This window comes from Aliamphritea spongicola (genome assembly GCF_017051665.1).
In the GTDB taxonomy this organism is placed as follows: domain Bacteria; phylum Pseudomonadota; class Gammaproteobacteria; order Pseudomonadales; family Balneatricaceae; genus Amphritea; species Amphritea spongicola.
The window spans coordinates 224,279-250,003 of sequence record NZ_JAFIDL010000002.1; the positions used below are offsets into that span (position 1 = coordinate 224,279).

General features: G+C 54.3%; 24 protein-coding genes. 6 read left to right on the top strand and 18 right to left on the bottom strand.

The window, feature by feature from the left end:
* Position 1: 1 nt before the first annotated feature.
* The 4 genes from JYB63_RS07630 to JYB63_RS07645 all read left to right on the top strand — a co-directional run bounded on the left by JYB63_RS07630 (position 2) and on the right by JYB63_RS07645 (position 3,596).
* Complete coding sequence (locus tag JYB63_RS07630) at positions 2-892, top strand: ribokinase (protein WP_205657264.1); 891 nt, start codon at positions 2-4, stop codon at positions 890-892.
* Between the two features lie 79 nt (positions 893-971).
* Positions 972-1,931, top strand: a complete 960-nt coding sequence (locus tag JYB63_RS07635) for a nucleoside hydrolase (RefSeq protein WP_205657265.1) — start codon at positions 972-974, stop codon at positions 1,929-1,931.
* Positions 1,931-2,773, top strand: a complete 843-nt coding sequence (locus tag JYB63_RS07640) for a 2OG-Fe(II) oxygenase family protein (protein WP_205657266.1) — start codon at positions 1,931-1,933, stop codon at positions 2,771-2,773. Before JYB63_RS07635 ends, JYB63_RS07640 begins: the two co-directional genes overlap by 1 nt.
* 67 nt (positions 2,774-2,840) lie before the next feature.
* Entirely contained in the window at positions 2,841-3,596 is a 756-nt protein-coding gene (locus JYB63_RS07645) for a M48 family metallopeptidase (RefSeq protein ID WP_205657267.1), read from the top strand.
* Between the two features lie 43 nt (positions 3,597-3,639).
* On the opposite strand, the gene JYB63_RS07650 is transcribed toward JYB63_RS07645, so the two are convergent.
* From JYB63_RS07650 to JYB63_RS07690, 9 genes are all read right to left on the bottom strand, one after another.
* Positions 3,640-5,103, bottom strand: coding sequence for an MFS transporter (locus JYB63_RS07650; RefSeq protein WP_205657268.1), 1,464 nt, complete (start codon positions 5,101-5,103; stop codon positions 3,640-3,642).
* Entirely contained in the window at positions 5,096-6,991 is a 1,896-nt protein-coding gene (locus JYB63_RS07655; RefSeq protein ID WP_205657269.1) for an ABCB family ABC transporter ATP-binding protein/permease, read from the bottom strand. Before JYB63_RS07655 ends, JYB63_RS07650 begins: the two co-directional genes overlap by 8 nt.
* A 109-nt stretch (positions 6,992-7,100) precedes the next feature.
* A complete protein-coding gene (locus JYB63_RS07660; protein ID WP_205657270.1) occupies positions 7,101-7,592 on the bottom strand; it encodes a plastocyanin/azurin family copper-binding protein in 492 nt (163 codons plus the stop codon).
* Positions 7,593-7,766: 174 nt separating this feature from the next.
* Positions 7,767-8,681 carry a transcriptional regulator GcvA gene (gcvA, locus tag JYB63_RS07665; RefSeq protein WP_336510862.1) on the bottom strand — a complete coding sequence of 305 codons (915 nt, stop codon included), beginning with the start codon at positions 8,679-8,681 and terminating at the stop codon, positions 7,767-7,769.
* Positions 8,682-9,056: 375 nt separating this feature from the next.
* Complete coding sequence (locus JYB63_RS23630; RefSeq protein WP_205657271.1) at positions 9,057-9,245, bottom strand: DUF2986 domain-containing protein; 189 nt, start codon at positions 9,243-9,245, stop codon at positions 9,057-9,059.
* 9 nt (positions 9,246-9,254) lie between these two features.
* Positions 9,255-9,776, bottom strand: coding sequence for a DUF501 domain-containing protein (locus JYB63_RS07675; RefSeq protein ID WP_205657272.1), 522 nt, complete (start codon positions 9,774-9,776; stop codon positions 9,255-9,257).
* Between the two features lie 40 nt (positions 9,777-9,816).
* Entirely contained in the window at positions 9,817-10,788 is a 972-nt protein-coding gene (locus JYB63_RS07680; protein ID WP_205657273.1) for a M14 family metallopeptidase, read from the bottom strand.
* A gap of 32 nt (positions 10,789-10,820) precedes the next feature.
* The gene (gene recG / locus JYB63_RS07685; RefSeq protein ID WP_205657274.1) at positions 10,821-12,899 is read right to left on the bottom strand and encodes an ATP-dependent DNA helicase RecG; all 2,079 of its coding nucleotides are present in this window, start codon (positions 12,897-12,899) and stop codon (positions 10,821-10,823) included.
* Positions 12,896-13,798, bottom strand: a complete 903-nt coding sequence (locus JYB63_RS07690) for a hydrogen peroxide-inducible genes activator (RefSeq protein WP_205657275.1) — start codon at positions 13,796-13,798, stop codon at positions 12,896-12,898. The genes recG and JYB63_RS07690 overlap by 4 nt, the downstream gene beginning before the upstream one ends.
* A gap of 69 nt (positions 13,799-13,867) precedes the next feature.
* Between JYB63_RS07690 and JYB63_RS07695 the strand changes: the two genes are divergently transcribed.
* Positions 13,868-14,758: an SDR family oxidoreductase gene (locus JYB63_RS07695; protein WP_205657276.1), complete on the top strand. Its 891-nt coding sequence runs from the start codon at positions 13,868-13,870 to the stop codon at positions 14,756-14,758.
* Positions 14,759-14,806: 48 nt separating this feature from the next.
* Here the strand turns inward: JYB63_RS07695 and JYB63_RS07700 are convergent, their stop codons facing one another.
* The 6 genes from JYB63_RS07700 to hemB form a co-directional block, all read right to left on the bottom strand.
* Positions 14,807-15,514 carry an ABC transporter permease gene (locus JYB63_RS07700; RefSeq protein WP_205657277.1) on the bottom strand — a complete coding sequence of 236 codons (708 nt, stop codon included), beginning with the start codon at positions 15,512-15,514 and terminating at the stop codon, positions 14,807-14,809.
* The gene (locus tag JYB63_RS07705) at positions 15,514-16,203 is read right to left on the bottom strand and encodes an ABC transporter permease (protein ID WP_205657278.1); all 690 of its coding nucleotides are present in this window, start codon (positions 16,201-16,203) and stop codon (positions 15,514-15,516) included. Before JYB63_RS07705 ends, JYB63_RS07700 begins: the two co-directional genes overlap by 1 nt.
* Before the next feature lie 82 nt (positions 16,204-16,285).
* Positions 16,286-17,044 carry an ABC transporter substrate-binding protein gene (locus JYB63_RS07710; protein ID WP_205657279.1) on the bottom strand — a complete coding sequence of 253 codons (759 nt, stop codon included), beginning with the start codon at positions 17,042-17,044 and terminating at the stop codon, positions 16,286-16,288.
* A gap of 114 nt (positions 17,045-17,158) precedes the next feature.
* Positions 17,159-17,932, bottom strand: coding sequence for an ABC transporter ATP-binding protein (locus JYB63_RS07715; protein ID WP_205657280.1), 774 nt, complete (start codon positions 17,930-17,932; stop codon positions 17,159-17,161).
* A gap of 536 nt (positions 17,933-18,468) precedes the next feature.
* On the bottom strand, positions 18,469-20,580 hold the full coding sequence (gene ppk1, locus JYB63_RS07720; protein ID WP_243431899.1) for a polyphosphate kinase 1: 2,112 nt from the start codon (positions 20,578-20,580) through the stop codon (positions 18,469-18,471).
* Between the two features lie 166 nt (positions 20,581-20,746).
* Complete coding sequence (gene hemB / locus JYB63_RS07725; protein WP_205657281.1) at positions 20,747-21,757, bottom strand: porphobilinogen synthase; 1,011 nt, start codon at positions 21,755-21,757, stop codon at positions 20,747-20,749.
* Between the two features lie 855 nt (positions 21,758-22,612).
* Here hemB and JYB63_RS07730 point away from each other — a divergent pair.
* The gene (locus JYB63_RS07730; RefSeq protein ID WP_205657282.1) at positions 22,613-23,023 is read left to right on the top strand and encodes a DUF1493 family protein; all 411 of its coding nucleotides are present in this window, start codon (positions 22,613-22,615) and stop codon (positions 23,021-23,023) included.
* A gap of 484 nt (positions 23,024-23,507) precedes the next feature.
* On the opposite strand, the gene hisF is transcribed toward JYB63_RS07730, so the two are convergent.
* The 3 genes from hisF to hisB are packed head-to-tail and all read right to left on the bottom strand — an operon-like array spanning position 23,508 to position 25,553.
* On the bottom strand, positions 23,508-24,281 hold the full coding sequence (gene hisF, locus JYB63_RS07735) for an imidazole glycerol phosphate synthase subunit HisF (protein WP_205657283.1): 774 nt from the start codon (positions 24,279-24,281) through the stop codon (positions 23,508-23,510).
* Between the two features lie 11 nt (positions 24,282-24,292).
* Positions 24,293-24,937: an imidazole glycerol phosphate synthase subunit HisH gene (hisH, locus tag JYB63_RS07740; RefSeq protein ID WP_205657284.1), complete on the bottom strand. Its 645-nt coding sequence runs from the start codon at positions 24,935-24,937 to the stop codon at positions 24,293-24,295.
* Between the two features lie 22 nt (positions 24,938-24,959).
* Entirely contained in the window at positions 24,960-25,553 is a 594-nt protein-coding gene (gene hisB, locus JYB63_RS07745) for an imidazoleglycerol-phosphate dehydratase HisB (protein WP_205657285.1), read from the bottom strand.
* Positions 25,554-25,725: the final 172 nt, after the last annotated feature.

Below are 25,725 nucleotides of genomic sequence, written 5' to 3' on the forward strand. Positions count from 1 at the left end.
GATGAGTACACGTATTTTCAGTTACGGATCAATCAACGTTGATCATATCTACCAGATGCCGCATCTGGTGGCGCCGGGGGAAACCCTGGCCAGCACTGAGTACCGTCAGGTGCTGGGTGGCAAAGGGGCCAACCAGTCCATTGCTGCGGCGAAAGCCGGAGTGCCGGTATTGCATATCGGCCGCTACGGAAAAGCCGACAGCTGGGTGCAGGATCAGCTGCAGGACGCAGGGGTGGACTGTAGCCGGGTTGCTGCGGTGGATGCTCCCAGTGGTCACGCCATCATTCAGGTGGATGCCCAGGCGGAAAACTCAATTATTTTGTTTGCCGGTGCTAACCACAGCTTCCGGGCAGAAGAGCTGAGCGACCTGCTGGAAGGCGCAGTTGCCGGCGACTGGCTGTTGCTGCAAAACGAGTGCAGCTGCACCGCAGAGATGATCAGCACGGCGGCGGCAAAAGGCATGCAGGTGGCGTTTAATCCGTCACCGATGGATGACTCTGTACGGGCATTACCTCTACATGAGCTGTCCTTGCTGGTGGTCAACGAAATTGAAGTGCAACAGCTATTAGACTGTGACGAACTGGAACAGGACCGGTTGGTGGCAGTGTTGCGCGAGCGTTTACCCACCACCCGGGTGGTGGTGACCTTTGGCGCGAAGGGTGCGCTGTGGGTGGATGCAGATACGGAAATATTTGTGTCCGCCCTGCAAGTTGAAGCGGTGGATACTACCGCTGCAGGGGATACATTCCTGGGATATTTGCTGGCGGCACTGTGTCAGCAGGCATCCCCGAAAACTGCGCTGGAGCTGGGCTGTAAGGCTTCTTCTCTGGCGGTACAGAAAGTCGGTGCTTCAGTCAGCATTCCGGACAGAACGGATGTTGATCAGCTTTGAGGCCTTTTCTGTAACACATTGAAATATATAAATACCGGCCTGTTTTCAGGCCGGTTTGCGCTGCGAGCGAGATAAAATAATGACGCATAAAATAATTCTGGATACGGATCCGGGCATTGATGATGCAATGGCGATATTTACTGCCTTTGCGCATCCTGAAATCGAACTGCTGGGCCTGACGACGACCTTCGGTAATGTGTCCGTTGAGCAGGCGACAACCAATGCACTGCAGCTGGTGGAAATGGCCGGTGTTGATGTACCGGTGGCCAAAGGTGTGGCGACGCCATGGGTGAAGCCTCTGAGCGATTTCCCTGACTTTGTCCACGGTAAAGACGGCTTCGGTAACATCAACCTGCCGGCGCCTAAAGGCGCGCCGGTGAGCCAGAGTGCGGCTGAGTTCATTGTTGAACAGGTCATGTCCCAGCCCGGAGAAGTGACCCTGGTGGCGGTTGGCCCGCTGGGTAACCTGGCCACGGCTCTGAAACTGGAACCGCAGATTGCCGAAAAGGTTAAGCGGGTCGTGATCATGGGTGGCGTGATCGCTGCAGATGGCAACGTATCCCCGGTGGCAGAAGCTAATATCCTGTCTGATCCCCATGCGGCAGATAAAGTGATGGCAGCCAGCTGGGAAGTGGTGATTGTCGGACTGGATGTGACCCATCAGGTGGTGCTGAGCAACGCGCTGTTTAACCAGATCCGTGATGAGAACCCGAAAGTCGGTGCGTTTATGCATCAGGCGGCGCAGTTCTATATCAGCTTTTACAGTTCAGTACGGGACATTGACGGCTGCTATGGCCACGATGTATCTGCCGTGGCCTATGTGGTTGATCCGGATATCTTTACCGTAGAGAGCGGTGAAGTTTGCGTAGCAACTGACGGTGTGGCGATCGGCCAGACGATTATGAGCCGTTTCGGCATTCCTTATCCACTGCCGTTCTGGCAGGACCGGCCTAAGCAGAAAGCCTGCATGGGTGTAGATGATCAGCGTCTGGTGGCGCTATTTCGTGATGCAATGACCAGTGATTTTTGGAGTAAATAATGACCACCCTGACCGCAATTGATTACACCGCTGAAAACGCTCAGCAGGAATTTGTTGAATCCCTCCGGGAAACCGGTTTTGGCGTACTGAAAAACCACCCTATCCGTCAGGAACTGGTAACGTCAATTTATGAGAACTGGCAGACCTTTTTTGACGGTGAGACGAAGCAGGACTTTCTGTTTAACAAAGGTACGCAGGACGGTTTCTTCCCGGCCAGCGTATCCGAAGTGGCTAAAGATCATAAAGTTAAAGACATCAAAGAGTACTACCACTACTACCCTTGGGGTCAGTGCCCGGATGAGCTGCATGCTGAGATCAGCCAGTATTACCGTGAAGCCAACGGCCTGGCCGGTGAGCTGCTGAGCTGGATTGAGAAGTACAGCCCGGGTGAAGTGGCTGCCGGTTACAGCCAGCCGCTGACGTCTATGATCGAAGGCAGCCAGTCTACCCTGTTGCGGGTGCTGCATTACCCGCCACTGCAGGGTGATGAAGAAGCGGATGCGATCCGTGCTGCGGCCCACGAAGATATTAACCTGATTACCATTTTGCCGGCGGCAAATGAGCCGGGTCTGCAGGTGAAAGCCAAAGACGGCAGCTGGCTGGATGTACCCTGCGAGTTCGGTAACCTGATCATTAATATCGGCGATATGCTGCAGGAAGCCTCCGGGCATTACTTCCCGTCCACGACCCACCGGGTGGTGAACCCTGAAGGCGCCAACATGCAGCGTTCACGTATTTCCCTGCCGCTGTTCCTGCACCCTAAGCCGGAAGTGGTACTGTCTGAGCGTTACACCGCAGACAGCTACCTGACCGAGCGTCTGAAAGAGCTTGGCGTTATCTGAGGAACGTTTCGGCTAAACAGACATCTGATACACTTGTTCAGATGTCTGTGTGCAATGGAAAAAAGTCATGAAAAAGTTAGCCCGGGCTGCTGCGGCAGTCGGTTTATCGCTGGCGCTGACCGGCTGTGTTAAAGATAGCGAACTGACAATGGCCAGTGCGATGGCGGTGGGCGCAGGTGTCCTGCAGGCCGCGACGCTGGATGAACGGCAGGTGGTAAAAACTGCGGCTTTATCCGCCAAAGAGCTGGATAAAAAGAACAAGGTGGCACCGCCGGGCAGCAAGTATGATGCCCGTTTACAGCGGATTGTCCGCGGGCTGGAAAATGCCGATGGCCTGAGCCTGAACTATAAGGTGTATCTGGATAAGAGCGTCAATGCGTTTGCCATGCCGGATGGCACCGTACGGGTGCATTCAGGCTTGCTGGATGCCATGCCGGATGATCAGGTGCTGGCGGTTATCGGCCATGAAATTGGCCACGTGAAGCTGAAACACAGCTATAACCAGATGCGCAGTCAGTTGCTGACCAATGCAGCCTTCCAGGCAGCCGCGTCTGCCGGTGGTGATATCGGTGCGCTGACTTCTTCACAGTTGGGCGGGCTTGCCTACAAAGCGATCAACGCTCGGTTCTCCCAGCAGGATGAGCTGGCAGCCGACCGTTATGCGGTTGAGTTTCTGCGCCAGCGGAATAAAGACCCTGAAGCGATGACCCGCTCGATCCAAACCCTGCAGGCCAAATATGGCAGCGGCGGCGGTTTCCTGAGCAGTCATCCGTCTAACCCGCAGCGGATTGATAATCTGGAAAAAACCATCGCCGGAGAATAATTCCGGTAAGGTATGAAAAACGGAGGCCTGAGCCTCCGTTTGTTTATGTGATCTGTAAACCGGAATCGGTTTCAGGGTCGCTGTCCTTCCCGGACAGGTAACGGCTGAAACGGGCGGCGATCAGCATGGCAATGATCCCCACGCCCGCAAAGCACAGATACAGCCAGTATGCTGAGTCGGCCACCGCTGTTTGTCCTGGTTCGTTAAAGCCTGCCAGATTTACTACGATGCCCGCCAGGGCGGCACCGAAGGCGATGGCGAACTGCTGCACGGTGGACAGCGCTGAGCCGGCGATATCGGCATCTTCCGGCGGGCTGAACTTGAGGGCAAAGGTCGACAGGTGCGGCCAGCCGATGCCCACGCCGGCACCCACGGCAATCAGCGCCAGGCTGATCAGGGCGATCATCAGGGTATCTGAATCGGTGTACGCGGGCACCGTCAGTACCAACCCGAGCATGCCAAACAGGATCATATAGGGGCCAAAGCGTACGGTTCTTCGCATAGCAGCCCCTGAGAAGCGCGCGCTGAGGATTTCAGACACTACCCAGCCTACGGACATCATTGCAGCCACATAGCCGGCCAGCAACGGTGTCTGGCCGTGCAGCACCTGCAGATAGAACGGAATGTAAATTTCGCTGGCCACGCAAAAGATCAGCAGGGCTAACAGCAGTAACGTCAGTGATAACGGAGAACCCAGCTGAAAGGTGCCCCGGGGGAACAGCCGGGCAGTGCTGCGGGCTTCCAGTTTTGCCAGCAACAGGACACAGATAACCGCAACCGTTATACCGGCCAGATTAATCACCAGTTCCGGTTGGGTACCGGCCAGCGATAATACCAGCACGGCGAGCGCTAACAATAACAGCTGGCGTAACGGTATCCGGGTACTGCTGTCCTGTGCCTGTCTGGCCGGCAGCATCAGGCTGGTGAGTAACAGATACAGCAGGGTGACCGGTGCCAGAATGGCGAATCCCAGCCGCCAGGTGAGCAGTTCCGCAAAGATACCGCCAATGGCCGGACCGACCAGCAGTGCCACCCCGTATACGCCGGACAGCAGCGCCATGGCCCGGGGCCAGAGGCGTTCTTCAAACACCAGCATGATCATTCCGTAGCAGAAACTGAACAACAGACCGCCGCCGGCCCCCTGCACGGTTCTGCCCAGAAGCATAACCGTCATATCCGGTGCTGCGGCGGCAATCAGGCTGCCCGCCAGAAAGATAATGCCACCAATTGCGTAGGCTTTTTTTGGGCCGGCCTGACTGAGCAGTTTGCCACTGACCGCAGCACTGAGAATGGCCGCCAGCATAAATAGCGTAGTGTTCCAGGCGTACAGGTGCTGGCCGCCGATGTCAGAGACAATCGAAGGCAGCATGGTGGTGGAAATATAGGTATTCACCGCATGCAGGCACATGCCGCCAGTGAGCGCCAGCGACAGGACGCCGTTGCGACCACTGAGCAGCTCCGACCAGCGCGCTTCCGTTGTCGGGTTATGTGATGAAGACTCAGACATTATCGCTGTTCCTGTTGACTGAAAGGTGGTCTGAAGACGGTGATACGCCGGGTGTGTCTAACTGGTGTTGCCACATCTGTGCATAAAGGCCTGCCTGTTGCAGCAGCTCGCTGTGGGTGCCCCGCTCGGCGATTTTGCCCTGCTGCAGCACCAGGATCTGGTCGGCATCCACCACGGTGGATAAACGATGGGCAATGGTCATCACGCTGCGGCCCTGACCCATAGCCTTGAGGCTTTCCTGAATATCCCGTTCGGTCTGGCTGTCCAGTGCCGAGGTGGCTTCGTCCAGCAGCAGAATCGGTGGGTTCTTCAGCAGGGTTCGGGCAATGCCGACCCGCTGTTTTTCACCGCCGGACAGTTTCAGGCCCCGCTCACCGACGGTGGTGTCATAACCGTTGGGCAGCGCGCTGACAAAGTCGTGAATACGGGCGGCTTTGGCAGCAGCGATAATTTCTTCCTGGCTGGCGTCCGGGCGGCCATAAGCAATGTTGTAGTAGATGGTGTCGTTAAACAGGACGGTATCCTGCGGCACCACACCGATGCTGCGGTGGAGGCTGTCCTGGGTGACATCGCGAACATCCTGACCGTCAATCAGCAATGCCCCCTTCTCAACATCATAGAACCGGAACAGCAGCCTGCCGATGGTAGATTTACCGGAACCGGAGGGGCCGACAATGGCCAGCGTCTGGCCGGCTTCCAGTGTCAGGCTGATACCCTGCAGAATAGGCCGGTCAGGTTCGTAGCTGAAGTGGACATTATCCAGCTGAATCCGGCCGCCTTCCACCTGCAGGTCCGGGGCGTCCGGTTTATCGGTGATCTCTGCCGGCTGACCCAGCAGGTCGAACATTTCACCCATATCCACCAGTGACTGGCGGATTTCCCGGTAGACATAGCCCAGATAATTCAGGGGCATCATCACCTGCATCATATAGGCATTGACCATGACAAACCCCCCGACGGTCAGCTCGCCGCTCATGACGTCCCGGGCGGCCAGCAACAGGGCCAGAATCAGGCCGGTATTGAGAATCAGGGACTGACCGGCGTTGAGCATGCCCAGTGAGCTGATGGTGCGCAGGGATGCATTTTCATAGCCCGCCATGGCCTGGTCATAACGGTCTGCTTCGCGCTGTTCTGCACCGAAATACTTAACGGTTTCAAAGTTCAACAGGCTATCGATAGCTTTCTGGTTAGCGTCCTTGTCCTGGTCGTTCATCTCCCGGCGGATTCTGACCCGCCACTCAGTAACCTTGGTGGTGAAGAGAACATACAGGGTGACGATGCAGACAACCACCGCCAGATACCAGACATCAAATACAAATATCAGAATCAGGGATATCAGCAGCAGTTCCAGCACCAGCGGACCGATGTTGAACAGAATAAACCGCAGCAGGAAGTCGACCCCTTTAACCCCCCGTTCGATGATCCGGTTAAGGCTGCCGGTTTTACGGCTGATGTGATAGCGCAGCGATAGCCGGTGCACATGGCTGATGGTTTCACGGGCCAGCACCCGTAACGCCCGCTGGCCGACCCGGGCGAAAACAACGTTCCGTAACTCCTCGAACAGTACGCTCATCAGGCGGGCCATACCGAAGGCAATGACCAGTCCGGTGGTGCCCACAGCCAGCAACCAGCCGGGATCACTGGTTTCTCCTGCCATGGCATCCACAGCGTTTTTGTACAGGAACGGGGTGCCGACAATGATCAGCTTAGCGGTCAGCAGCAGGAGCAGTGACAGCACAACCCGGCGTTTTACCCAGGGCTGGTCGTCCGGCCAGAGGAAGGGAGATACCCGGCGCAGGGTCCGCCAGCCGCGCTGACGTTCTGCGTGGATTTCTGCCTTGCCGGGTTTGTCTGAAAAAGTTTTGTCAGTGGCGCTGGTGTTGGCCATTAAGCCGTTCTCCCGAACTTCAGAGCGATATACTGATCTTGGCTTGCGGATCAGTAAATTGAAAGTCGCGGGAGGATAAAACCTCAACCACAGTTGAGGTCAAGCGGTTTTACTGCGGCAGTGAAAATTCTTCTGCTGCACGGTCCAGTAGTTCGGTCATGCGTTTTTTGCCGAAACGTTTCAGGCGGAATGTACGGGCTTCTTCAAGGTTACTTTCCGGGCTGCCAACCACCAGTAACGCCACCATTCCGTAGCGGTTATGGACCCGGCACTTGAGGCCGTAAACGCCGGGAATGTCGAAGCGCATTTCTTTGCTGGGCGTAGAGTTTATTTCGATTGCTTCCGCCCCTTCCGGCAACATCCGGGAGACCGATGTAATGGTGTGTTCCCCGACGGTACCGCTGAATCGGACCGTGTCTCCGGGCTGAATCACCAGATAATCCGGCTCAAAGCGAAACATCTTGGTGATGTCTTCCACTTCCACGTGGGACGTCTGGTGCATCATATGAATCTGGTGGGCCTGCTGTTCTGCCATCGCAAAACCGGCGGACAACATTACAGATACTGCCAGACAGGAACGGAGCAGAGTACGGCGTAACATGGCGTTACCTCGGGAAAGTTAGAGAAGTGACAGGTGGCAGTATAAAAGAGCAATGGTTCTCATTACGCTGCGGTGGATCAAGGTTTTGGCGGGTCAGTATCCGGCCGGAATCTGTACCCGGCCGGTTAACAGTGCGGAAAGCTATGATTGTTCGTGGAGGGAAAGGAGCTGAGGCTATTCACCGGTAGGATTGGCCAGCCCCATGACTTCCAGCAGCCAGTCACGGAAGACCCGCATGCCATAGGTGAGTTGCAGATCATCCGGGTAAATCAGGTAGAAGGCTTTACCGGTAATCAGTTCCAGGTCCACCGGAATGATCAGCTGATCATACTGTAATTCCCGGGCAACCAGGCCACGGTCAGACAGGGCAACCCCCAGACCTTCCAGCGCTGCACCCAGGGCCAGCTGTGTGCTGGAAAATGACAGGCCTTTTTCCAGCCCGGTCATGCTGACGCCGGCCTGCTGCATCATTTTGGGCCATTCGTCTTTACGGCTGCTGACGTGGATCAGGGGCCAGTTGATCAGATCGTGCATGCTGCTGATGGCTTCGTGGTCATCCAGCATGCGCGGGCTGCACACGGGCACGATATGGGAGCGGTGCACCAGATAGGAGGTTACGCCGTCCGGGGCTTTTTCACCGAAGTATACCGCCATATCCAGATCATTATGATCGAAGTCGATCCGGGAGGTGCCGATAGCGGCACTCAGGCGCAGTTCCACTTCCGGGTGACGGGTCTGGAAGTCTTTGATTTTTGGCATCAGCCAGCGGTTCAGGAAGGCCGGTGGCGCTTCAAAGGTAACCGAGCTGGTGTTCGGGGCAGACATCAGCCGGCGGGTGGCGCTGTCCAGTTCATCGAGGGCGTGCTGTACGGCAACCAGATATTTTTCGCCGGCAATGGTGATATGTACCTGACGCTTTTCCCGGTGGAACAGTTTTAAACCGAGGAAGTCTTCCAGCGACTTAACCTGGTGGCTGACCGCTGAGGGGGTCACAAACAACTCTTCGGCGGCTTTGATAAAACTCCCCAGACGGGCGGCCGCTTCAAAACTGCGCAGGGCATTGAGTGGGGGTAAGCGTCTGATAAGCACCTCAATTGGTGAGTTTATTTCACCATTTAGCTGAAAAACTGTCGTTTGTTATTAACCTGAAGAGACTTTAGTATAAGCATCACGTTGAAGATGATCCACATCCTAATGCGCGGAATTGCTAATGGTTTAGTAGTAAACGCCGGGAATTGTCGTAAACAGATAAGGATCTTACGTTGCTGAGCAAGCCGTATTCAACACACAGATTTCAGTGTTTTATTGTTTGGAATTGATGAGCTTAAATGCACTAAACAGTAAAGCCGGCTTGAGAAAAGCCACACCGTTTATAGCACTCGTTTAAATTTTTCGGGACCGTGATTGGTCGTAACGAGACTCCTTTAGGGCTGCCACTGGCAGCCCTTTTTTTTTGCCTGAAATTTATGAAGCTTCTATGTGTTCAGGCTGGATGTCTGCCGGAGTATCTGTTTGGCTATCCGGCTGATTTTCAGCCAGTTTTGCCCGCTCAGCCTTGGAAATGTAACGGGGCTTGTTAGACACCTTCAGGTGCGCTTTGGCCTTTTTAGCTTTTTTCTTCAGCGTATCGTTGATTTTTTTGCGGCGGTTCATAGGAAGGGCCTACAGGCTGATGGTCATTTCATTAAGGGCGAATTCCGCATCCAGGCGGCGGCCGATCGTGGTGCCTCCTTCTGCACTCATCGCCAGGTGGTAGGCATACTGCATGTGCAGGCAGCGGACTTTATCCCAGTGGCGGATGCCGCCAATGCCGTAACTGTGGAACAGGTCGGTAAAGCCCAGCGCTTCAATGCGCTGTTTGTCTTCGTCACGCATCAGTGCCCAGCGACGGGCAACATAGCGTTCCTGATCCTGCCAGTGAGCCTGTTTCAGCGCTTCGTCAGTGCTGATTTCCTGTTCGATCATTTTTACCCAGCCGGCGGTTTCGATTTCGGCAATCGCCTGATAAATATCCCGGGATGACAGCCAGTACAGGGTTGGGAATGGCTGGTCATCAACCAGCGAACGCATTTGCAGCACCGCCGGAATGCCCTGCTCAGACTGCCAGGCAATAGCTGCCAGCCCTCGGGGTTCGCGGCCCAGCTGGCGGGTGATGAGTTCAAGTTGCTGTGGGGTAATAGTCACAAATAAGTGTCCTGTGGCGTTGGCTAAGGCTTAGGGGCTGTCAGGCGACGAATTCGGCCAGGGTAACGGCTTCTTCGTCCATTACCGGTACCCGGGCCGGCATGATCAGGGTGCAGTTATCAAACGGGGCTTGCAGGTCATTGCCGGCGTCATGGGCAAAGGTCTGACCCTGCCCGTAACGTTCGAATCCCAGTACGCTGTCGGTAAAGCTGAAGTGGTCCGAGGTGGCGTTCAGCACCTGATGAATGCGGTATTCGCCGGCATGGGGGCTGTGATCATAGCCGTATTCGGGTAATTCCAGTGCCGGGTCCAGCATATCAAACTGGCGGATAAACCGCAGGGTGGTACTGATCGCCTGTTTAGTGGCGGCTTTTGAGAAATGCTGGCCGCATTCGGCCACTACCGAAATCGCCCCTGGGTGCAGTTGCTGGTGATAATTGATCAGCAGACCGTCATGGTAAACCTCAGGGCGGTAATACAGCTTGGGAAACGGATATTCCAGAGCATTGCCGAAGTCGTGATTGGTCTGGGTATCCGGGTAAATCAGCATCGGGCACACCGGATGGGTGGTGGAATGCAGGTCCAGCAGATGATCGGCGTTGGCAATGAAAGCTTCGATTTCAGCAGCCCGCTGGCAGTCGGGGCTGTCCGGCCGTACCAGCCGTGAGGCATTCCACAGCCGGTTCATGTCTTCCTGCTGACAGCGGCTGGCAAAGGGCCGCTGCGGATCGAAGGTCTGGTATGCCTCAATATTGGCAAATACCAGCGTCAGATCACCTTTTACCGGCATGATGCCGTTATCCAGCAGGTAACACAGGGCATTGGCGCCGCACAGCTCGTTGCCGTGATTCAGAGCGACAATGGTAATGCTCGGGCCGGGGATACCTGAATCCAGGCAGTGGACGTAATCCACCCCGCAGTTGCCTTCCCGGTAGGCGCTGAGGTCCCGGGGCAACAGCTCAATCGGAGCATCGCTGGCGGCGATAGAGAATCGGCAGGGAGGTATTGTCATAACTTTAAGTACTTCATTGCAGCAGAGCGTCTTCAGACGTTGGCGTACTGTTCATCCCTGCCTAACCAACGCTGAATAATGGCGTCATGCTGACCGTTGTTAATATTCAGTTGTCCGGCGACCTGTTTTACCCGGGTCAGTAAATCACTATCACGTTGCAGGTCGGCGACTTTAAACGCCATCATACCGGTTTGCCGGGTACCCAGTACTTCACCGGGGCCGCGCAGTTCGAGATCTTTTTCAGCAATACGGAAGCCATCGGTGGTTTCCCGCATGACGGCTAAACGTTCCCGGCCGTGCTGTGACAAAGGCGCATGATACATCAACAGGCAGAAACTCTCGACTGATCCCCGCCCTACCCGACCACGCAGCTGGTGTAACTGGGATAAGCCGAGCCGTTCCGGGTTTTCGATAATCATCACGCTGGCATTGGGGACGTCCACGCCCACTTCGATGACCGTAGTGGCCACCAGTAAGTCCAGCTCGGCGGCTTTAAAGCGGCCCATGACTTCAGCCTTCTCGGCCGGTTTCATCCGGCCGTGGACCAGACCGATACGCAGGCCCGGCAACGCTGTCTGTAATTCTTCTGCAGTGACTTCTGCGGCCTGGCACTGCAGGGCTTCGGATTCTTCAATCAGGGTACAGACCCAGTACACCTGACGGCCCTGTTCGCAGGCCTCTTTCACCCGCTGAACCACTTCCGGTCGGCGCTGGTCTGAGATCACCACGGTGTTAACCGGGGTACGGCCCGGCGGCAGCTCATCAATGATGGAACAGTCCAGATCCGCGTAGGCACTCATGGTCAGAGTGCGGGGAATTGGCGTGGCGGTCATGATCAGTTGGTGCGGTGCCCGGGAATCGGTACGGCCCTTTTCCCGTAAGGCCAGGCGCTGGTGGACGCCAAAGCGGTGCTGCTCGTCCACGACAACAAGCCCCAGGTTGGCAAAGGTGACATCGTCCTGAAACAGTGCGTGAGTACCCACGACGACCTGAGCATCGCCACTGCTGATGGCGACCATCTGGGCGTCGCGCTTTTTGCCTTTCAGCTTGCCCGCCAGCCAGGCGACGTTTAAGCCCAGCGGTTCCAGCCACTGGCTGAAGTTATTGAAGTGCTGCTCCGCCAGTATTTCGGTTGGCGCCATAATCGCTGCCTGATAGCCGCCGCCGACGGCCTGCAGGGCTGCCAGTGCGGCGACTACGGTTTTTCCTGAACCTACATCGCCCTGCACCAGACGCAGCATAGGGAACGGCTCAGCCAGATTCTGAGCGATCTCATTACCGACCCGTTGCTGAGCGCCGGTCAGAGGGAATGGCAACTGATCCAGAAACTGTTGAATATAGGAGCTGTTCAGGGGCATTTGTGGCGCCCCTTTTTCACGGGTTTTCTGTCGCAGTTTTTGCAGTGACAGATGGTGTGCCAGCAATTCTTCAAAGGCCAGCCGGCGCTGTGCCGGATGGGTGCCTTCTGCCAGTGATTCGGTATCGGCATCCACCGGTGGGCGGTGCAGATAACGGACGGATTCGTTGAGTGGCGGTAAACGCCAGCGGTGCAGAATGTCTTCCGGCAGGAGTTCATTCAGGGTACCGCTTTCCAACGCCAGTAGTGCGTTCTCAGTAAGCGCGCGAAAACGTGCCTGATTGAGCCCTTCGGTGGTGGGATATATCGGCGTGAGGGCTTCTTCAACCGGAGTCAGGACGCTGTCGTCCACTTTGCGGTATTCTGGGTGATACATCTCCAGCCCGCTGGCACCGGTGCGGATCTCGCCGAAACAGCGTAAGCGGCTACCCACCTTCAGGTTGTTCTTCTGAGCGGCGCTGAAATGGAAAAAACGCAGGGTTATGGTGCCGGTGCCATCCTGCAGACGGCACACCAGACTGCGCCGGCGGCCCATGACGATATCTGCGCCTTTGATATCCCCTTCGATCACCCCTTCATCACCGGGGCGCAGGGAACCGATCGGCATAATCCGGGTACGGTTCTGATAACGCATTGGCAAATGAAACAGTAAGTCCTGCAGAGTCAGGATATCCAGCTTGGCGAGCTTTTCCTGAAGTGCGGCCCCAACGCCTTTCAGCGAGGTGACCGGCTGCGTGGCTAACCCTTGTGTCATGGCTTAGTATTTAACGGACAGCAACTGATGGCATCGATCAGTAAATCGATGGCCTGTGGGCGGGGGAAGCTGGCGCGCCAGGCAATGGCCACGGTACGGGTCGGCGCCGGAATTTTAAATGGCCGGGTAACCACCAGTTCAGACTGATAATGCCCACCGGTGGCAGACATCGGGATAACACTGGAGCCTAGACCTGAGGCAACCATCATGCGGATGGTTTCCAGTGAGCTGCCTTCGGTCAGGCTGACTTTGTCTTTGCCGCCGCCCAGGGTCGGGCAGGATTCCAGCACCTGGTCACGGAAACAGTGACCTTCACCCAGCAGCAGTAAGTCCTGCTCGTGCAGCACCTGGCTGTCGATCTGTTCTTTATCCGATAACGGGTGATCTTTCGGCAGCAGCATCATGAAGGGTTCTTCGTACAGCGGCCGGGTCAGAATGTCCGGCTCACTGAACGGTAGCGCAATGATGATGGCATCCAGCTCACCGTTGCGGATCTTCAGGCGCAGATTTTCAGTAAAGTTTTCTTCGATGTAGAGCGGCATTTGCGGTGCGCGGACCTGCATCTGGGCAACCATATGAGGGAACAGATACGGCCCGATGGTATAAATTGCCCCGACCCGCAGCGGGCTGACCAACTGGTCCTTGCCTTCCTGCGCCAGCTCTTTAATGGACTCGGCCTGCTCCAGAACCGTTTGTGCCTGGCGGACCACTTTTTCGCCAATCGGAGTGACTCGTACCGCATGCTTACTGCGTTCAAACAGGGCTGTGCCCAGCTCGTCTTCCAGTTTTTTAACCGCGATGCTCAGGGTTGGCTGGCTGACAAAACAACGCTCGGCGGCGCGGCCAAAATGTTGTTCCTGGGCGAGGGTAACGATGTAACGTAACTCGGTCAGCGTCATCCGGTAGGTCCTTTTTTCTGAAACAGCTATGATACGGCAAACGTAATCCAAGGGATGGCCTGTTTACCTATGCAAATCAAAGAGACAACTCAGACTTCACAGCGGGTGCTGATCGCCGGTTGTGGCGATATTGGCATTCATCTGGCGCTGCGGCTCAGCCGGCAGGGGCATAAAGTATATGGCCTGCGTCGTAATATAAACCAGCTGCCGGAGGCAATCCACGGCATTTCTGCTGATCTTGGTGATCTGTCTCAACTCTCTCAGCTACGTAGCTTACCGGCAATCGATATGCTGGTCTATTGTGTTGCGGCAAGCCAGCGGGATGAGGCCGGCTACCGGCAGGCCTATGTGCAGGGGCTGGCGAACCTGCAGGAGGTGCTGGCAGAACAGCCGGTAAAGCGCATTCTGTTTGTATCCAGCAGCGCGGTGTATCACCAGAATGACGATAGCTGGGTGGATGAGACGTCGCCCACGGCCCCACCCCGCTTTAATGGTCAGGTGATGCTGGAAGCGGAGCAACAGGTACTGAATCACAGCATCCCCGGTACGGTGGTGCGCTTCAGCGGTATTTACGGCCCCGGCCGCAGTCATTTGCTGAGCCAGGTGTATCAGGGTAAGGGTTACAGCGCTGAGCCGGCACAGTTCAGTAACCGGATTCACCGGGATGACTGTTCCGGTGTGCTGGCCCATCTGATTAATCTGGAGCTGCAGGGTGAGCCGCTGGAAGATATTTATCTGGCCAGCGATGACTACCCTTCCGGATTGCATGAAGTCAGCCACTGGCTGGCGAAGGAAATGGGGGTAGAGATTACCGAAGAGGCTGCGCCCCGCAGCGGTGGCAGTAAGAAGTGCACTAACCGGCGCTTACATGCCAGTGGTTATCGGTTTGAATATCCGGATTTCCGGGCAGGTTATAAAGACCTGATCCGGGAATTTATGGCGCAGAAGTCCGAAGGCTAAAAACAAAACAGGGTGCTCAAGGCACCCTGTTTTACTGCAGCAGTTCGCTTAGGCGTCCCGGTCAGGATTGTAGCTCTGGTAGCGGTTAAAGCGGCTTTCCATAAAGCGGAACAGCGCGATAATGATACCGCTCATCAGCAGGTAAACCACACCGGCAGCCAGGAACATTTCCAGAGGCGTATAGGTACGGGCAATAACCGTACGGGCCATACCGGTAATATCCAGCAGGGTAATGGTACTGGCCAGCGCGCTGCCCTTAAGCATCAGAATCACTTCGTTACCGTAGCCTGGTAATGCAATACCGAACATCCGCGGCAGGATGATCCGGCGGGTCAGCAGTGCGTTGCTCATACCCAGTGATTCAGCGGCTTCAATCTCACCGTTAGGAATTGCCTGAATCGCACCCCGGAACAGTTCTGCACTGTAAGCAGCCGTGTTTAGACTGAAAGCGATAATGGCGCACCAGTACGGCTCTTTCAGTACCGGCCACAGAACCGATTCACGGATCACTTCAAACTGGGATGCGCCGTAATACACCAGAAAGATCTGTACCAGCAGTGGTGTGCCACGGAAGAAATAAATATAAGCATACGGTAACGCCCGTACCCAGGCATTAGGTGACGTACGCAGCAGTGCCAGCGGAATGGACAGGGCAATACCGATCAGACCGGAGATCACCACCAGTTCCAGTGTTAGCCAGGCGCCTTCCAGCAAGCGTGGAAAATATTTGAAGATAACTTCCCATTCCCAACCCATTAGCGGCCTCCTCGCAGAACAGGATTACTGGCTCGCTCGAGCATGTGGGTAACCGTGTTGGCAATTGCTGTCAGTGCCAGATAAATAAATGCAGCCACCAGGAAGAAGGTGAACGGTTCCTTGGTAGCGCTGATCGCAACCTGCGACTGACGAACGATGTCGTTCAGGCCAACAACGGATACCAGTGCGGTATCTTTCAGCAGGACCTGAAACAGATTACCCAGCCCTGGGATGGCCAGGCGCCATACCTGCGGCAGGATAATACGGAAAAATGTTTTGGTCGGGCTCATGCCACAGGCAAGTCCTGACTCCCACTGGCCTTTGGGTATTTCCAGCATGGCCATGCGGAATACTTCGGTTGCGTATGCGCCAAAGGCGATTGATAACGCTGCGACACCGGCTATAAACGGGCCAATTTCAATATACTCGTCGTAGCCGAACAGGCTGGCGACCGCCATAACCACCTGAGCACCGCCGAAATAGATGGTCAGTACCAGTAACAGTTCGGGAATACCGCGAATTAACGTGGTATAGCCAGTGGCTACCCAGCGGGCAAACTTATTATCCGAGAGCTTTGCTGATGCACCCATCAGACCCAGAATCAAGCCGAAAAAGAGACTTGCCAGAGCCAGTTGAATGGTCAGCCAGGTACCGGAAACGAGAAGATGACCGAAGCCTTGTAAATCCATGAAAACAACCTGCTTAGGGGCAGTGGGTTCCGGCTGGAACCCACCGCTCCTGCTTTAGCTTAAGTAGCTTAAGAAGACGTGCTTAGTAGATAGAGAACGGGAAGTATTTCGCGTTGATCTTCTCGTAAGTGCCGTCAGCAACGATCGCTTTGATTGCTTCGCTGAATTTGCCTTTCAGGTCGTCGCCTTTACGAACTGCGATACCGATCTGGTCTTTAATGTCGATTGCTTCACCGGTGAAGGCGAAACCTTTACCTTCGTCAGTTTCCAGCCAGTCGTATGCCGGCAGTTTGTCAGACAGCAGAGCGTCCAGACGGCCAGACTTCAGGTCCAGGTAAGCGTTGTCCTGAGTGTCGTACAGCTTAACGTTAACAACGTCGCCCAGGTTGTCTTCCAGGTACTGACCGGCGATGGTTGCACGCTGTGCACCAACAGTCTTACCTTTCAGGCCTTCTTTGGTGGTTTCGATGTTAGAACCGTCAGCCGTTACGAACGCCAGCAGGTTGGAGTAGTACTTGTCAGAGAAGTCTACAACACGCAGACGCTCTTCAGTGATAGACATGGAAGCGATGATCGCGTCGTATTTCTTAGCACGCAGACCCGGGATGATACCGTCCCAGTCCTGTGCAACGATTTCACAGTCAGCTTTCATCTGTGCACACAGCGCATTAGCGATGTCTACGTCGAAACCTATCAGGTTACCGCTGGCATCAACCATGTTGAATGGCGCGTATGCACCTTCAGTTGCGATGCGGATTTTGTCGCCTGCAAATGCAGACTGAGCAGAAAGCAGAGTGCCGGTGATCAGAGCAGCGGCGGTGAATAACTTACGGATCTTCATGTATTTGTCCCTTCTTTATGTTTTTATTAGGGTTTAATAACCCTTCACGTATCTTTCTGTAACAGGGCTTAATTTAGCCTGAGTTACAGGTATCGTGAAGTAACTTGTTAAATCTTATTGGTGGCTGGACATAAAGTCCTGAACACGCTTGGATTTAGGATTGTTAAATACCTGCTCCGGCGGCCCCATTTCTTCAATCTGGCCTTCGTGCAAGAACACAACCTGCGAGGACACATCGCGGGCGAAACGCATCTCGTGAGTCACGATCAGCATGGTGCGGCCCTCATCCGCCAGTTCACGCATTACGCTCAGTACTTCGTTCACCAGTTCCGGGTCGAGCGCGGAAGTCGGTTCGTCGAATAACAGTACCTGCGGGTCCATTGCCAGCGTACGGGCAATGGCTATGCGCTGCTTCTGCCCGCCGGACAGGTTATCCGGGTAGGCGTTGCGCTTATCCGCCAGACCAACCTTTTCCAGTAATTCTTCAGCCCGCTTTACGGCTTGCGCCTTAGGCTGCTTCAGCACTTGCATCGGCGCTTCAATGATATTTTCCAGAATGGTCTTGTGCGGCCAGAGGTTAAAGCTCTGGAATACGAAACCGATCCGTGAACGCATGCTTTCCAGCTGCTTACGGTCGGCTGCAGTCAGGTTGCCGTCTTTTCCCGGCTTGAGCTGGAGCTCTTCCTGACCCATGATGATTTTGCCCTGGCTGGGGTTTTCCAACAGGTTAATACAGCGCAGCAGGGTACTTTTACCTGAACCACTGGAACCCAGAATGGAGATTACGTCGCCGTCTTTGGCGGTCAGGGAAACACCCTTGAGAACTTCGAGATTACCGAAGGATTTGTGGATATCTTGCAGCTCTAGCGCTGTCTTATCTGTGGCCATGGTAAGGCTTCCAATTATTATTCTTTGCGCAGACAAGGCAAATAATGTGCAGATTGCAGCCTTCTCTGTCAAGCAACCGCAGGATCGTCTGCGCAATACTTAAAGAGTTGTCTCTTTTTCAAAAGAACGGCCGGCGATTTTGCCCGGATAGTCAAAAATAAGCAAATAAAAAGATACTTTAGTCGCACAGTTTGCACGCAAATGCCGTGAAATGCTGCGTTTTGTGGTGAATGTGCTGAGAAATTTTAAAACGAAAAACAGCGCCGGTGAGCGCTGTTTTCTGTTTTTCCTATAAGAAACAAAGGATTAGCTTGCGAAATCAGAGAATAACAGCGACTGGGCGCTGACTGAGCTCTTAATAAAGAGTCTTCATCTTCAGCGGGCTGGTTCAGGGTATAGCTGCCCTGAGCGGTCACGAATGAGGAGTACAGAGCTGACAGTAAAAAGCTGAAAGTCCATAGGTATGAAGTGTTGGCAGGCATAATTAATCCTTTAATTAATGGCCTGAAAGCGGCTTGCGCCGCATTTCTGGGGGGTTAGCTTGCGAAATCAGAGAGTAACAGCGACTGGGCACTGATGGTCTCTTCATCTTCAGCGGGCTGGTTCAGGGTATAGCTGCCGTCGGAATGCAGTTCCCAGCTGTGGCTGTTGTCGGCCAGATACAGATCGAGGTCTTTCTTAATCCGGTCGGCAAACTTGCCATACAGCGGGAAGCCGGTCTCTACCCGGTTGAGCATGTTACGTTCCATCCAGTCTGCGCTGGAGCAGAAAACTTCCGGATCGCCGCCATTGCCGAAGTAATATACCCGGGTGTGTTCCAGGAAGCGGCCAACAATTGAACGTACGGTGATGTTTTCGGAGATTCCCGGCAGCCCCGGGCGCAGACGGCACATGCCCCGGACGATCAGTTCGATTTTCACACCAGCCTGCGAGGCTTTATACAGCCCCCGGATCAGTTGGGGTTCGGTCATGCCGTTAACCTTGATCACGATATGGCCTTTTTTGCCAAGCTTGGCTTCCCGGCTGATCAGCTCAAGCATTTTCGAGTGTAGGGTGAACGGTGCGTTGTAGAGTTTCTTTAACCGCAGGATCTTGCCCATGCCGGTCAGCTGCTGGAAGATCTTGTGAACATCCTCCCCCACATCCGCATCGCTGGTCAGGTAACTGTAATCGGTGTACAGGCGGGCGGTACCGGAGTGATAGTTACCGGTGCCAAGATGAACATAACGGACCAGGCGGGTACCTTCACGGCGCACGACCAGCATCATCTTGGCGTGGGTTTTACAATCAACCACACCGTATACCACCAGTGCACCGGCTTCCTGCAGGCGGCTGGCCAGATGCAGGTTACTTTCCTCATCAAACCGGGCCCGCAGTTCAATCACCACGGTGACCTCTTTACCGCTGCGGGCGGCCTCAACCAGTGCGTTAACAATGTCTGAGTTCACACCAGTACGGTACAGGGTTTGCTTGATGGCAATCACCTGTGGGTCTTTCGCCGCCTGACGCAGCAGATCTACCACGGGGGCGAAGGTCTGGAATGGGTGGTGCAGCAGGTAATCTTTCACCCGCAGGGCGTCGAAAATATTGCCCTGCTTCAGCTTCAGCTTGTTGTTGATGCCCGGCGTGAAAGGCTTCCAGCGCAGGTGTTTGTGATCCACCAGATCTCTCACGGCCATCATCCGGGTCAGGTTTACCGGACCGTCTACCCGGAAGGTGTGGGTTTCATCCAGATTAAATTCATGGAGCAGGAAGTTGATCAGATTTTCCGGCGTACGCTGGTCCACTTCAAGCCGCACGGCATCACCGTATTTCCGGGAGTGCAGGCCGCCCCGCAGGGTACGTGCCAGATCTTCCACTTCTTCGGAGTCGAAGCTCAAGTCGGCGTTACGGGTGATGCGGAACTGGTAACAGCCTTCTACCTTCATGCCCGGGAACAGGTCTTCGGCAAATTCGTGAATAATCGAAGACAGGAAAATCAGGTTATCGCCACCGTCGCACAGGTTATCCGGCAGGCGGATCAGGCGTGGCAGGGAGCGCGGTGCCGGAATAATGGCCATGCCGCTTTCCCGGCCGAAGGCATCTTTGCCGTCCAGCTCAACGATGAAATTAAGACTCTTGTTGATCAGCCGCGGGAACGGGTGCGACGGGTCAAGCCCGATAGGGCTGACCACCGGCAGAACCTTTTCTTCAAAGTAGTTCTTGATCCAGGCGGTCTGCTCATCGCTCCACAGGCGACGGCGCAGGAAATGAATGTTGTGCTTTTCCAGCGCCGGGAAAATGGTTTCGTTAAGAATCTTATACTGACGCTCAACGTGGGTATTACAGATTTCCAGAATCCGGCTGATAACGGTTTGAGGGTGTAAAGCGTCAGGCCCTGCCGCCTCACGGCCATACTTCAGCTGGTGCATCATTTCCGCGACCCGGATTTCGAAGAACTCATCCAGGTTGCTGGAGAAAATCAGCAGGAACATCAGCCGTTCCAGTAACGGATGGGACTCATCCAGCGCCTGTTCGAGCACGCGGATGTTGAATTGCAGATGACTCAGCTCCCGGTTGATATAAAGCTCCGGGGCTTTCAGGTCGACAGGAGGCTGCTCGACCGGTTCGGTAACCGGGATGGCTTCCCGGCTTTCCACCAGAGCCATCGACGCTTCGTGCGTTTCTTTACTGAGTTCTTCATTAACAGCGGTATCGGTTGTCATGTCGTGCTCTGTGCTCTGTTCTGTCATCTGCTATTCCTTCGTTATTCTCCTTCACCTGACCCTTGTGAAGGACTTCCGGCAGCGGTTTTTTGTGCTGCCGGAGACAGTTTTACTCGTTCAGTAACTGTGCCGCACGCTTGGCAAAATAGGTCAGAATGCCATCGCAGCCGGCGCGTTTAATACAGGTAAGGGATTCCAACGTGACGGAACGCTCATCCAGCCAGCCGTTCTGGAAGGCAGCCATGTGCATGGCGTATTCGCCGCTCACCTGATACACAAAGGTCGGTGCTTTCAGTTCATCTTTAACCCGGCGCACGATATCCAGATACGGCATGCCCGGCTTGATCATCACCATGTCAGCCCCTTCCGCGAGATCCAGCGCCACTTCATGGAGAGCTTCGTCGCTGTTAGCCGGGTCCATCTGGTAGCTGAACTTGTTGCTCTTACCCAGGTTACCGGCAGAACCGACTGCATCACGGAAAGGTCCGTAGTAAGCACTTGCGTACTTGGCGGAGTATGCCATGATGCGGGTGTTGACGTGGCCGCCGGTTTCCAGAATATCCCGGATACAGGCGATACGGCCGTCCATCATGTCGCTTGGCGCAACGATATCTGCACCGGCTTCTGCATGGGACTGCGCCTGTAAGACCAGTGTCTCGATGGTACGGTCATTGATCACGTAACCGTTGGCATCGATGATGCCGTCCTGACCGTGAGTGGTGAACGGGTCCAGTGCTACATCGGTCATGATACCCAGATCCGGCTGAGCGTCTTTCAGGGCTTTTACGGCACGCTGTGCCAGCCCGTCCGGGTTGTAGGCTTCTTCAGCAAATTCAGATTTTGCGGAGGCCGGAGTCACCGGGAAAAGGGCGATGGCCGGAATGCCCAGCGCAACCAGTTCTGCGGCTTCTTTTACTAACAGGTCGATGGTTAAGCGCTCAACGCCGGGCATGGATGGCACGGCTTCACGCTGGTTCTCCCCTTCGATGACGAACATCGGGTAGATGAGATCGTTAACCGTCAGTACGTTTTCGCGCATCAGGCGGCGGGAGAAGTCGTCTGCACGCATACGGCGCATACGGGTTTCAGGATAAAAGCGTTGGCTGTTGGTAAAAGACACGGGCGTTTTCCTTTGCGGAGTAGCTTTGTGGGCTACAGCATCATTTAACTGAAATTAGATGACACCATTATGACAGAACTCTTGGAGTGGGCGGAATAGTTAATCGACGAAGGTTATCGTCGTGTGATGTGTGGCAATAATTGGTTTTGTCGCTGGCGCGACGGTGGGTAGATTCGGGGGGCTGGTTTACTTCTTTATTGTGGTGCTGAATTTTTATTTCGGATGATCATTTTCGACATCGTCGACTCAAGACCTTTAAACGGCTAACGCTTGTAAATAAGAGTTCTTAAGAATCTAAAGGTCGCCTTATAGCGAGTCCGGCTGCGCGGGATACCCTGCGCATTTTGAGCCTATCGTTTTTCTTGTGCTGAATTTTTACTTGAGATGATCTTTTTCGACTTCGTCGACTCAAGACCTTTAAACGGCTAAAGGTCTTAAGAATCTAAAGGCCGCCCCACTACTTGCCCGGCTTCGCCGGGTTCCCTGCGTGTTTCGTGGTTGAATGGCATCGCAAAAACTCAGTCGCTGCGCTCCTTCAAACAGTTTGCGCTGCTGATCATTCAGCCACTGCAATACTCGGCGTCGCAGAAGGGGAAGCTGAGGCCGTGCCAGTAGGGAAAGATTTATTTAAGCCTATAGAGATCAACCAGTTTTCTGCGTCTAGATTTCCGTATAAGGGATGAATTGAAGTTATCGTAAATTATGGCAGGCTGGACTGGTGTGCATGAGTGACAGGTACTTCAAACCACTTATTAAGGATGGATGTCTTTATTCTCCTGTCTGTTGTCTTTTTTTCAGTATGCCTAAATAGACTTATACTCTTATCAAATCAGCATGTTAGATTGTTGGACCCTCATGGATATTGAAGAAATCTATATTTTTCTGATCGAAGAAAGCGGAGTAAGAAAATCTCAACTGTCTCCAGAAGTGGATCTCAGATATGACTTAGGTATAGAGGCTGATGATTTTGCAGATCTTATCGATTCATTTTCTGAGAAATACTGCGTGAATATGGAGGTGTATCTTTGGTACTTCCACCATGGGGAAGAAGGCTGGAATTTGGGGGCATTATTCTTTAAGCCGCCTTATGAACAAGTTATAACCATTAAAGTAACTCCTCAAATGCTGCTTGAGTCAGCATTGTTGAAAAAGTGGCCAATAAACTATCCTGAGCATCATCTTACAAAAGGACGTCCGGACATCACTTTTAATCAGGTATTTTTGCTTGGGATCGTTATGGCAGGTGGTCTGATATGGTTATGGTGAAATTTCATATAAACAATTGATTTAATTTGTTTAATGTTTGTTGGGTAACGAGGTCAGGTCTTGTTTTTTGCTTTAACTAAGCTCATCACATGAAGTTGGCACCCCTCTTCCCCTTATGCGCTGCCGAGCATTGCAGTGGCTGAATGATCAGTATCGCAAACTGTTTGAGAGCGCGCAGCGGTCGAGTTTTTGCGATGCCATTCAGACACGAAACGCGCAGGGTATCCGGCGTAGCCGGACAAGCATTGGGGCGGCCTTTAGATTCTTAAGACCTTTAGCCGTTTAAAGGTCTTGAGTCGCGTAAGCGAAAAAGATCATCTGAAACCTCAGCCGGCAGGCTAATAAAGAAATACACCTAACCATCAGCCTGCCATTCGACGAAGTCGAACACCCCCATTCCTGAACTGCAGTAGCAAAGGGAACCAAGAAAAAACCAAAAAAAACGGCCGCACTAAGGCGACCGTTTAATAGCAAAAAAGAGCGATCAGAGGCGCACCTCGATCCCCTTCTCCTGCATGTACTTCTTGGCTTCCGGAATACTGTATTCATTGAAATGGAAGATAGACGCCGCCAAAACCGCATCCGCCTTACCTTCAATACAGCCGTCAACCAGATGATCCAGGTTACCTACCCCGCCAGAAGCGATTACCGGAACGTTAACCGCTTCACTGATTGCACGGGTCACACCCAGATCGTAACCGTTTTTCACACCGTCCTGATCCATCGAGGTCAGCAGGATTTCCCCTGCCCCCAGATCAACCATCTTCTTCGCCCATTCAACCGCATCAATGCCGGTTGGTTTGCGGCCGCCGTGGGTGAAGATTTCCCACTTATCGGCTTCGCCGGGCTGGGAGACTTTCTTGGCGTCGATGGCTACCACGATGCACTGCGAGCCAAAACGCTCAGCGGCTTCGCGAACAAATTCAGGGTTGAACACCGCTGCGCTGTTGATGGATACCTTGTCGGCACCGGCATTCAACATAGTGCGGATATCGTCACAGGTGCGGATACCGCCGCCAACCGTCAGTGGAATGAATACCTGTGAAGCCATGCGCTCAACCGTGTGAACCATGGTGTCACGGCCTTCGTGGGTGGCAGTGATGTCCAGAAAGGTGATTTCGTCTGCGCCCTGCTCGTCGTAGCGCTTGGCTACTTCAACCGGGTCGCCGGCGTCACGGATGTCGACGAACTGCACGCCTTTGACCACGCGGCCGTTCTCAACATCTAAACAGGGAATAATGCGTTTTGCTAAAGCCATAATGCGTGCCCTTATACCTTGCCGTTCCAGCTGAGGAAGTTTTTCAGTAACTGCAGACCTACAGTATGGCTCTTTTCCGGGTGGAACTGTGTGGTGAACACGTTATCCCGGGCCATAGCGACGTCGCAGTCCACTCCGTAACGGGTGCGGCCGGCAACCAGGTCTGCCTGCTGAGCTTTCACGTAGTAGCTGTGTACGAAGTAAAAACGGCTGTCGTCCGGAATGTTCGCCCACAGAGGGTGATCGATGGTCTGAGACACCTGATTCCAGCCCATATGCGGAACTTTCAGGCGCTCGCCCGCTTCTTCCAGTTCGTCGCCGAAGTAGTTTACCCGGCCTTCGAAGTGGCCCAGGCAATCAACACCGCCGTTTTCTTCAGAATGCTGCATCAGGGCCTGATAACCCACACAGATGCCCAGGAACGGTTTGCCGGATGCGATGGCTTCGGCTACTTCCTGATCTACGCCTAAACGGCGGATTTCAGCCATACAGTCGCGGATTGCGCCAACGCCGGGCAGTAATACCCGGTCAGCTGCACGGACTTTGTCCGGATCGGCGGTAACCCATACTTCAACGCCGTCACCAACGTGTTCCAGCGCTTTGGCAACCGAGTGCAGGTTGCCCATGCCATAATCAATTACTGCAATAGTGCTCATTACTGAACCTTACTCTGAATAATTACAGGGAGCCCTTGGTAGAAGGAATCCGGTCGGCAGCACGGCTGTCGACTTCCAGTGCGTTACGCATCGCCCGGCCAAAGGCCTTGAAGATGGTTTCCGCCTGGTGGTGAGCGTTAAAGCCTTTCAGGTTATCGATATGCAGAGTCACGCCGGCGTGGTTAACGAAGCCCTGGAAGAATTCCCAGAACAGTTGCACGTCAAAACGGCCAATGTTGGCGCGGGTGAACTCAACCTTCATATCCAGACCCGGACGGCCGGAGAAGTCGATCACTACGCGGGACAGTGCTTCGTCCAGCGGGCAGTAAGCATGGCCGTAACGCATGATGCCTTTTTTGTCGCCAACCGCCTGGGCAAATGCCTGACCCAACGTAATACCGATATCTTCAACGGTGTGGTGGTCGTCGATATGGTTGTCACCTTTGGCGTGGATCTTCAGGTCGATCAGGCCATGACGGGCGATCTGATCCAGCATGTGCTCTAAGAAAGGTACGCCGGTATCAACATCAAGTTGACCGGTACCGTCCAGATTAACGGCTACGCTGATCTGGGTTTCCAGGGTGTCACGGGTGACGGCGGCTTTACGTTCAGCCATTGTTGCTCTCCGCTTGGCGAATATTGCAGCGAGTCATGCTCGTATGTAGCTGCAGTATCCATGCTAGTAATTAGGCTGGTCAGCATTGGTTAGCCAATGATTCCAGAGGGCGCATTATACCCGCATTGTGCAGAGAATGCGCACCTCTTGATTACACTTTCGATATGCAGCC

Excerpts from the sequence above, each read along its gene's own strand:
- hisF (WP_205657283.1), bottom strand. The coding sequence starts at position 24,281 with ATGGCTTTAGCAAAACGCATTATTCCCTGTTTAGATGTTGAGAACGGC.
- JYB63_RS07715 (WP_205657280.1), bottom strand. The coding sequence starts at position 17,932 with ATGGCCACAGATAAGACAGCGCTAGAGCTGCAAGATATCCACAAATCC.
- recG (WP_205657274.1), bottom strand. The coding sequence starts at position 12,899 with ATGACACAAGGGTTAGCCACGCAGCCGGTCACCTCGCTGAAAGGCGTT.
- JYB63_RS07660 (WP_205657270.1), bottom strand. The coding sequence starts at position 7,592 with ATGTTACGCCGTACTCTGCTCCGTTCCTGTCTGGCAGTATCTGTAATG.
- JYB63_RS07710 (WP_205657279.1), bottom strand. The coding sequence starts at position 17,044 with ATGAAGATCCGTAAGTTATTCACCGCCGCTGCTCTGATCACCGGCACT.
- JYB63_RS07640 (WP_205657266.1), top strand. The coding sequence starts at position 1,931 with ATGACCACCCTGACCGCAATTGATTACACCGCTGAAAACGCTCAGCAG.
- ppk1 (WP_243431899.1), bottom strand. The coding sequence starts at position 20,580 with ATGGCTCTGGTGGAAAGCCGGGAAGCCATCCCGGTTACCGAACCGGTC.
- JYB63_RS07695 (WP_205657276.1), top strand. The coding sequence starts at position 13,868 with ATGCAAATCAAAGAGACAACTCAGACTTCACAGCGGGTGCTGATCGCC.
- hisB (WP_205657285.1), bottom strand. The coding sequence starts at position 25,553 with ATGGCTGAACGTAAAGCCGCCGTCACCCGTGACACCCTGGAAACCCAG.
- JYB63_RS07730 (WP_205657282.1), top strand. The coding sequence starts at position 22,613 with ATGGATATTGAAGAAATCTATATTTTTCTGATCGAAGAAAGCGGAGTA.
- JYB63_RS07645 (WP_205657267.1), top strand. The coding sequence starts at position 2,841 with ATGAAAAAGTTAGCCCGGGCTGCTGCGGCAGTCGGTTTATCGCTGGCG.
- JYB63_RS23630 (WP_205657271.1), bottom strand. The coding sequence starts at position 9,245 with ATGAACCGCCGCAAAAAAATCAACGATACGCTGAAGAAAAAAGCTAAA.
- JYB63_RS07655 (WP_205657269.1), bottom strand. The coding sequence starts at position 6,991 with ATGGCCAACACCAGCGCCACTGACAAAACTTTTTCAGACAAACCCGGC.
- JYB63_RS07700 (WP_205657277.1), bottom strand. The coding sequence starts at position 15,514 with ATGGGTTGGGAATGGGAAGTTATCTTCAAATATTTTCCACGCTTGCTG.
- hisH (WP_205657284.1), bottom strand. The coding sequence starts at position 24,937 with ATGAGCACTATTGCAGTAATTGATTATGGCATGGGCAACCTGCACTCG.
- JYB63_RS07705 (WP_205657278.1), bottom strand. The coding sequence starts at position 16,203 with ATGGATTTACAAGGCTTCGGTCATCTTCTCGTTTCCGGTACCTGGCTG.
- JYB63_RS07650 (WP_205657268.1), bottom strand. The coding sequence starts at position 5,103 with ATGTCTGAGTCTTCATCACATAACCCGACAACGGAAGCGCGCTGGTCG.
- JYB63_RS07635 (WP_205657265.1), top strand. The coding sequence starts at position 972 with ATGACGCATAAAATAATTCTGGATACGGATCCGGGCATTGATGATGCA.
- JYB63_RS07680 (WP_205657273.1), bottom strand. The coding sequence starts at position 10,788 with ATGACAATACCTCCCTGCCGATTCTCTATCGCCGCCAGCGATGCTCCG.
- JYB63_RS07630 (WP_205657264.1), top strand. The coding sequence starts at position 2 with ATGAGTACACGTATTTTCAGTTACGGATCAATCAACGTTGATCATATC.
- JYB63_RS07690 (WP_205657275.1), bottom strand. The coding sequence starts at position 13,798 with ATGACGCTGACCGAGTTACGTTACATCGTTACCCTCGCCCAGGAACAA.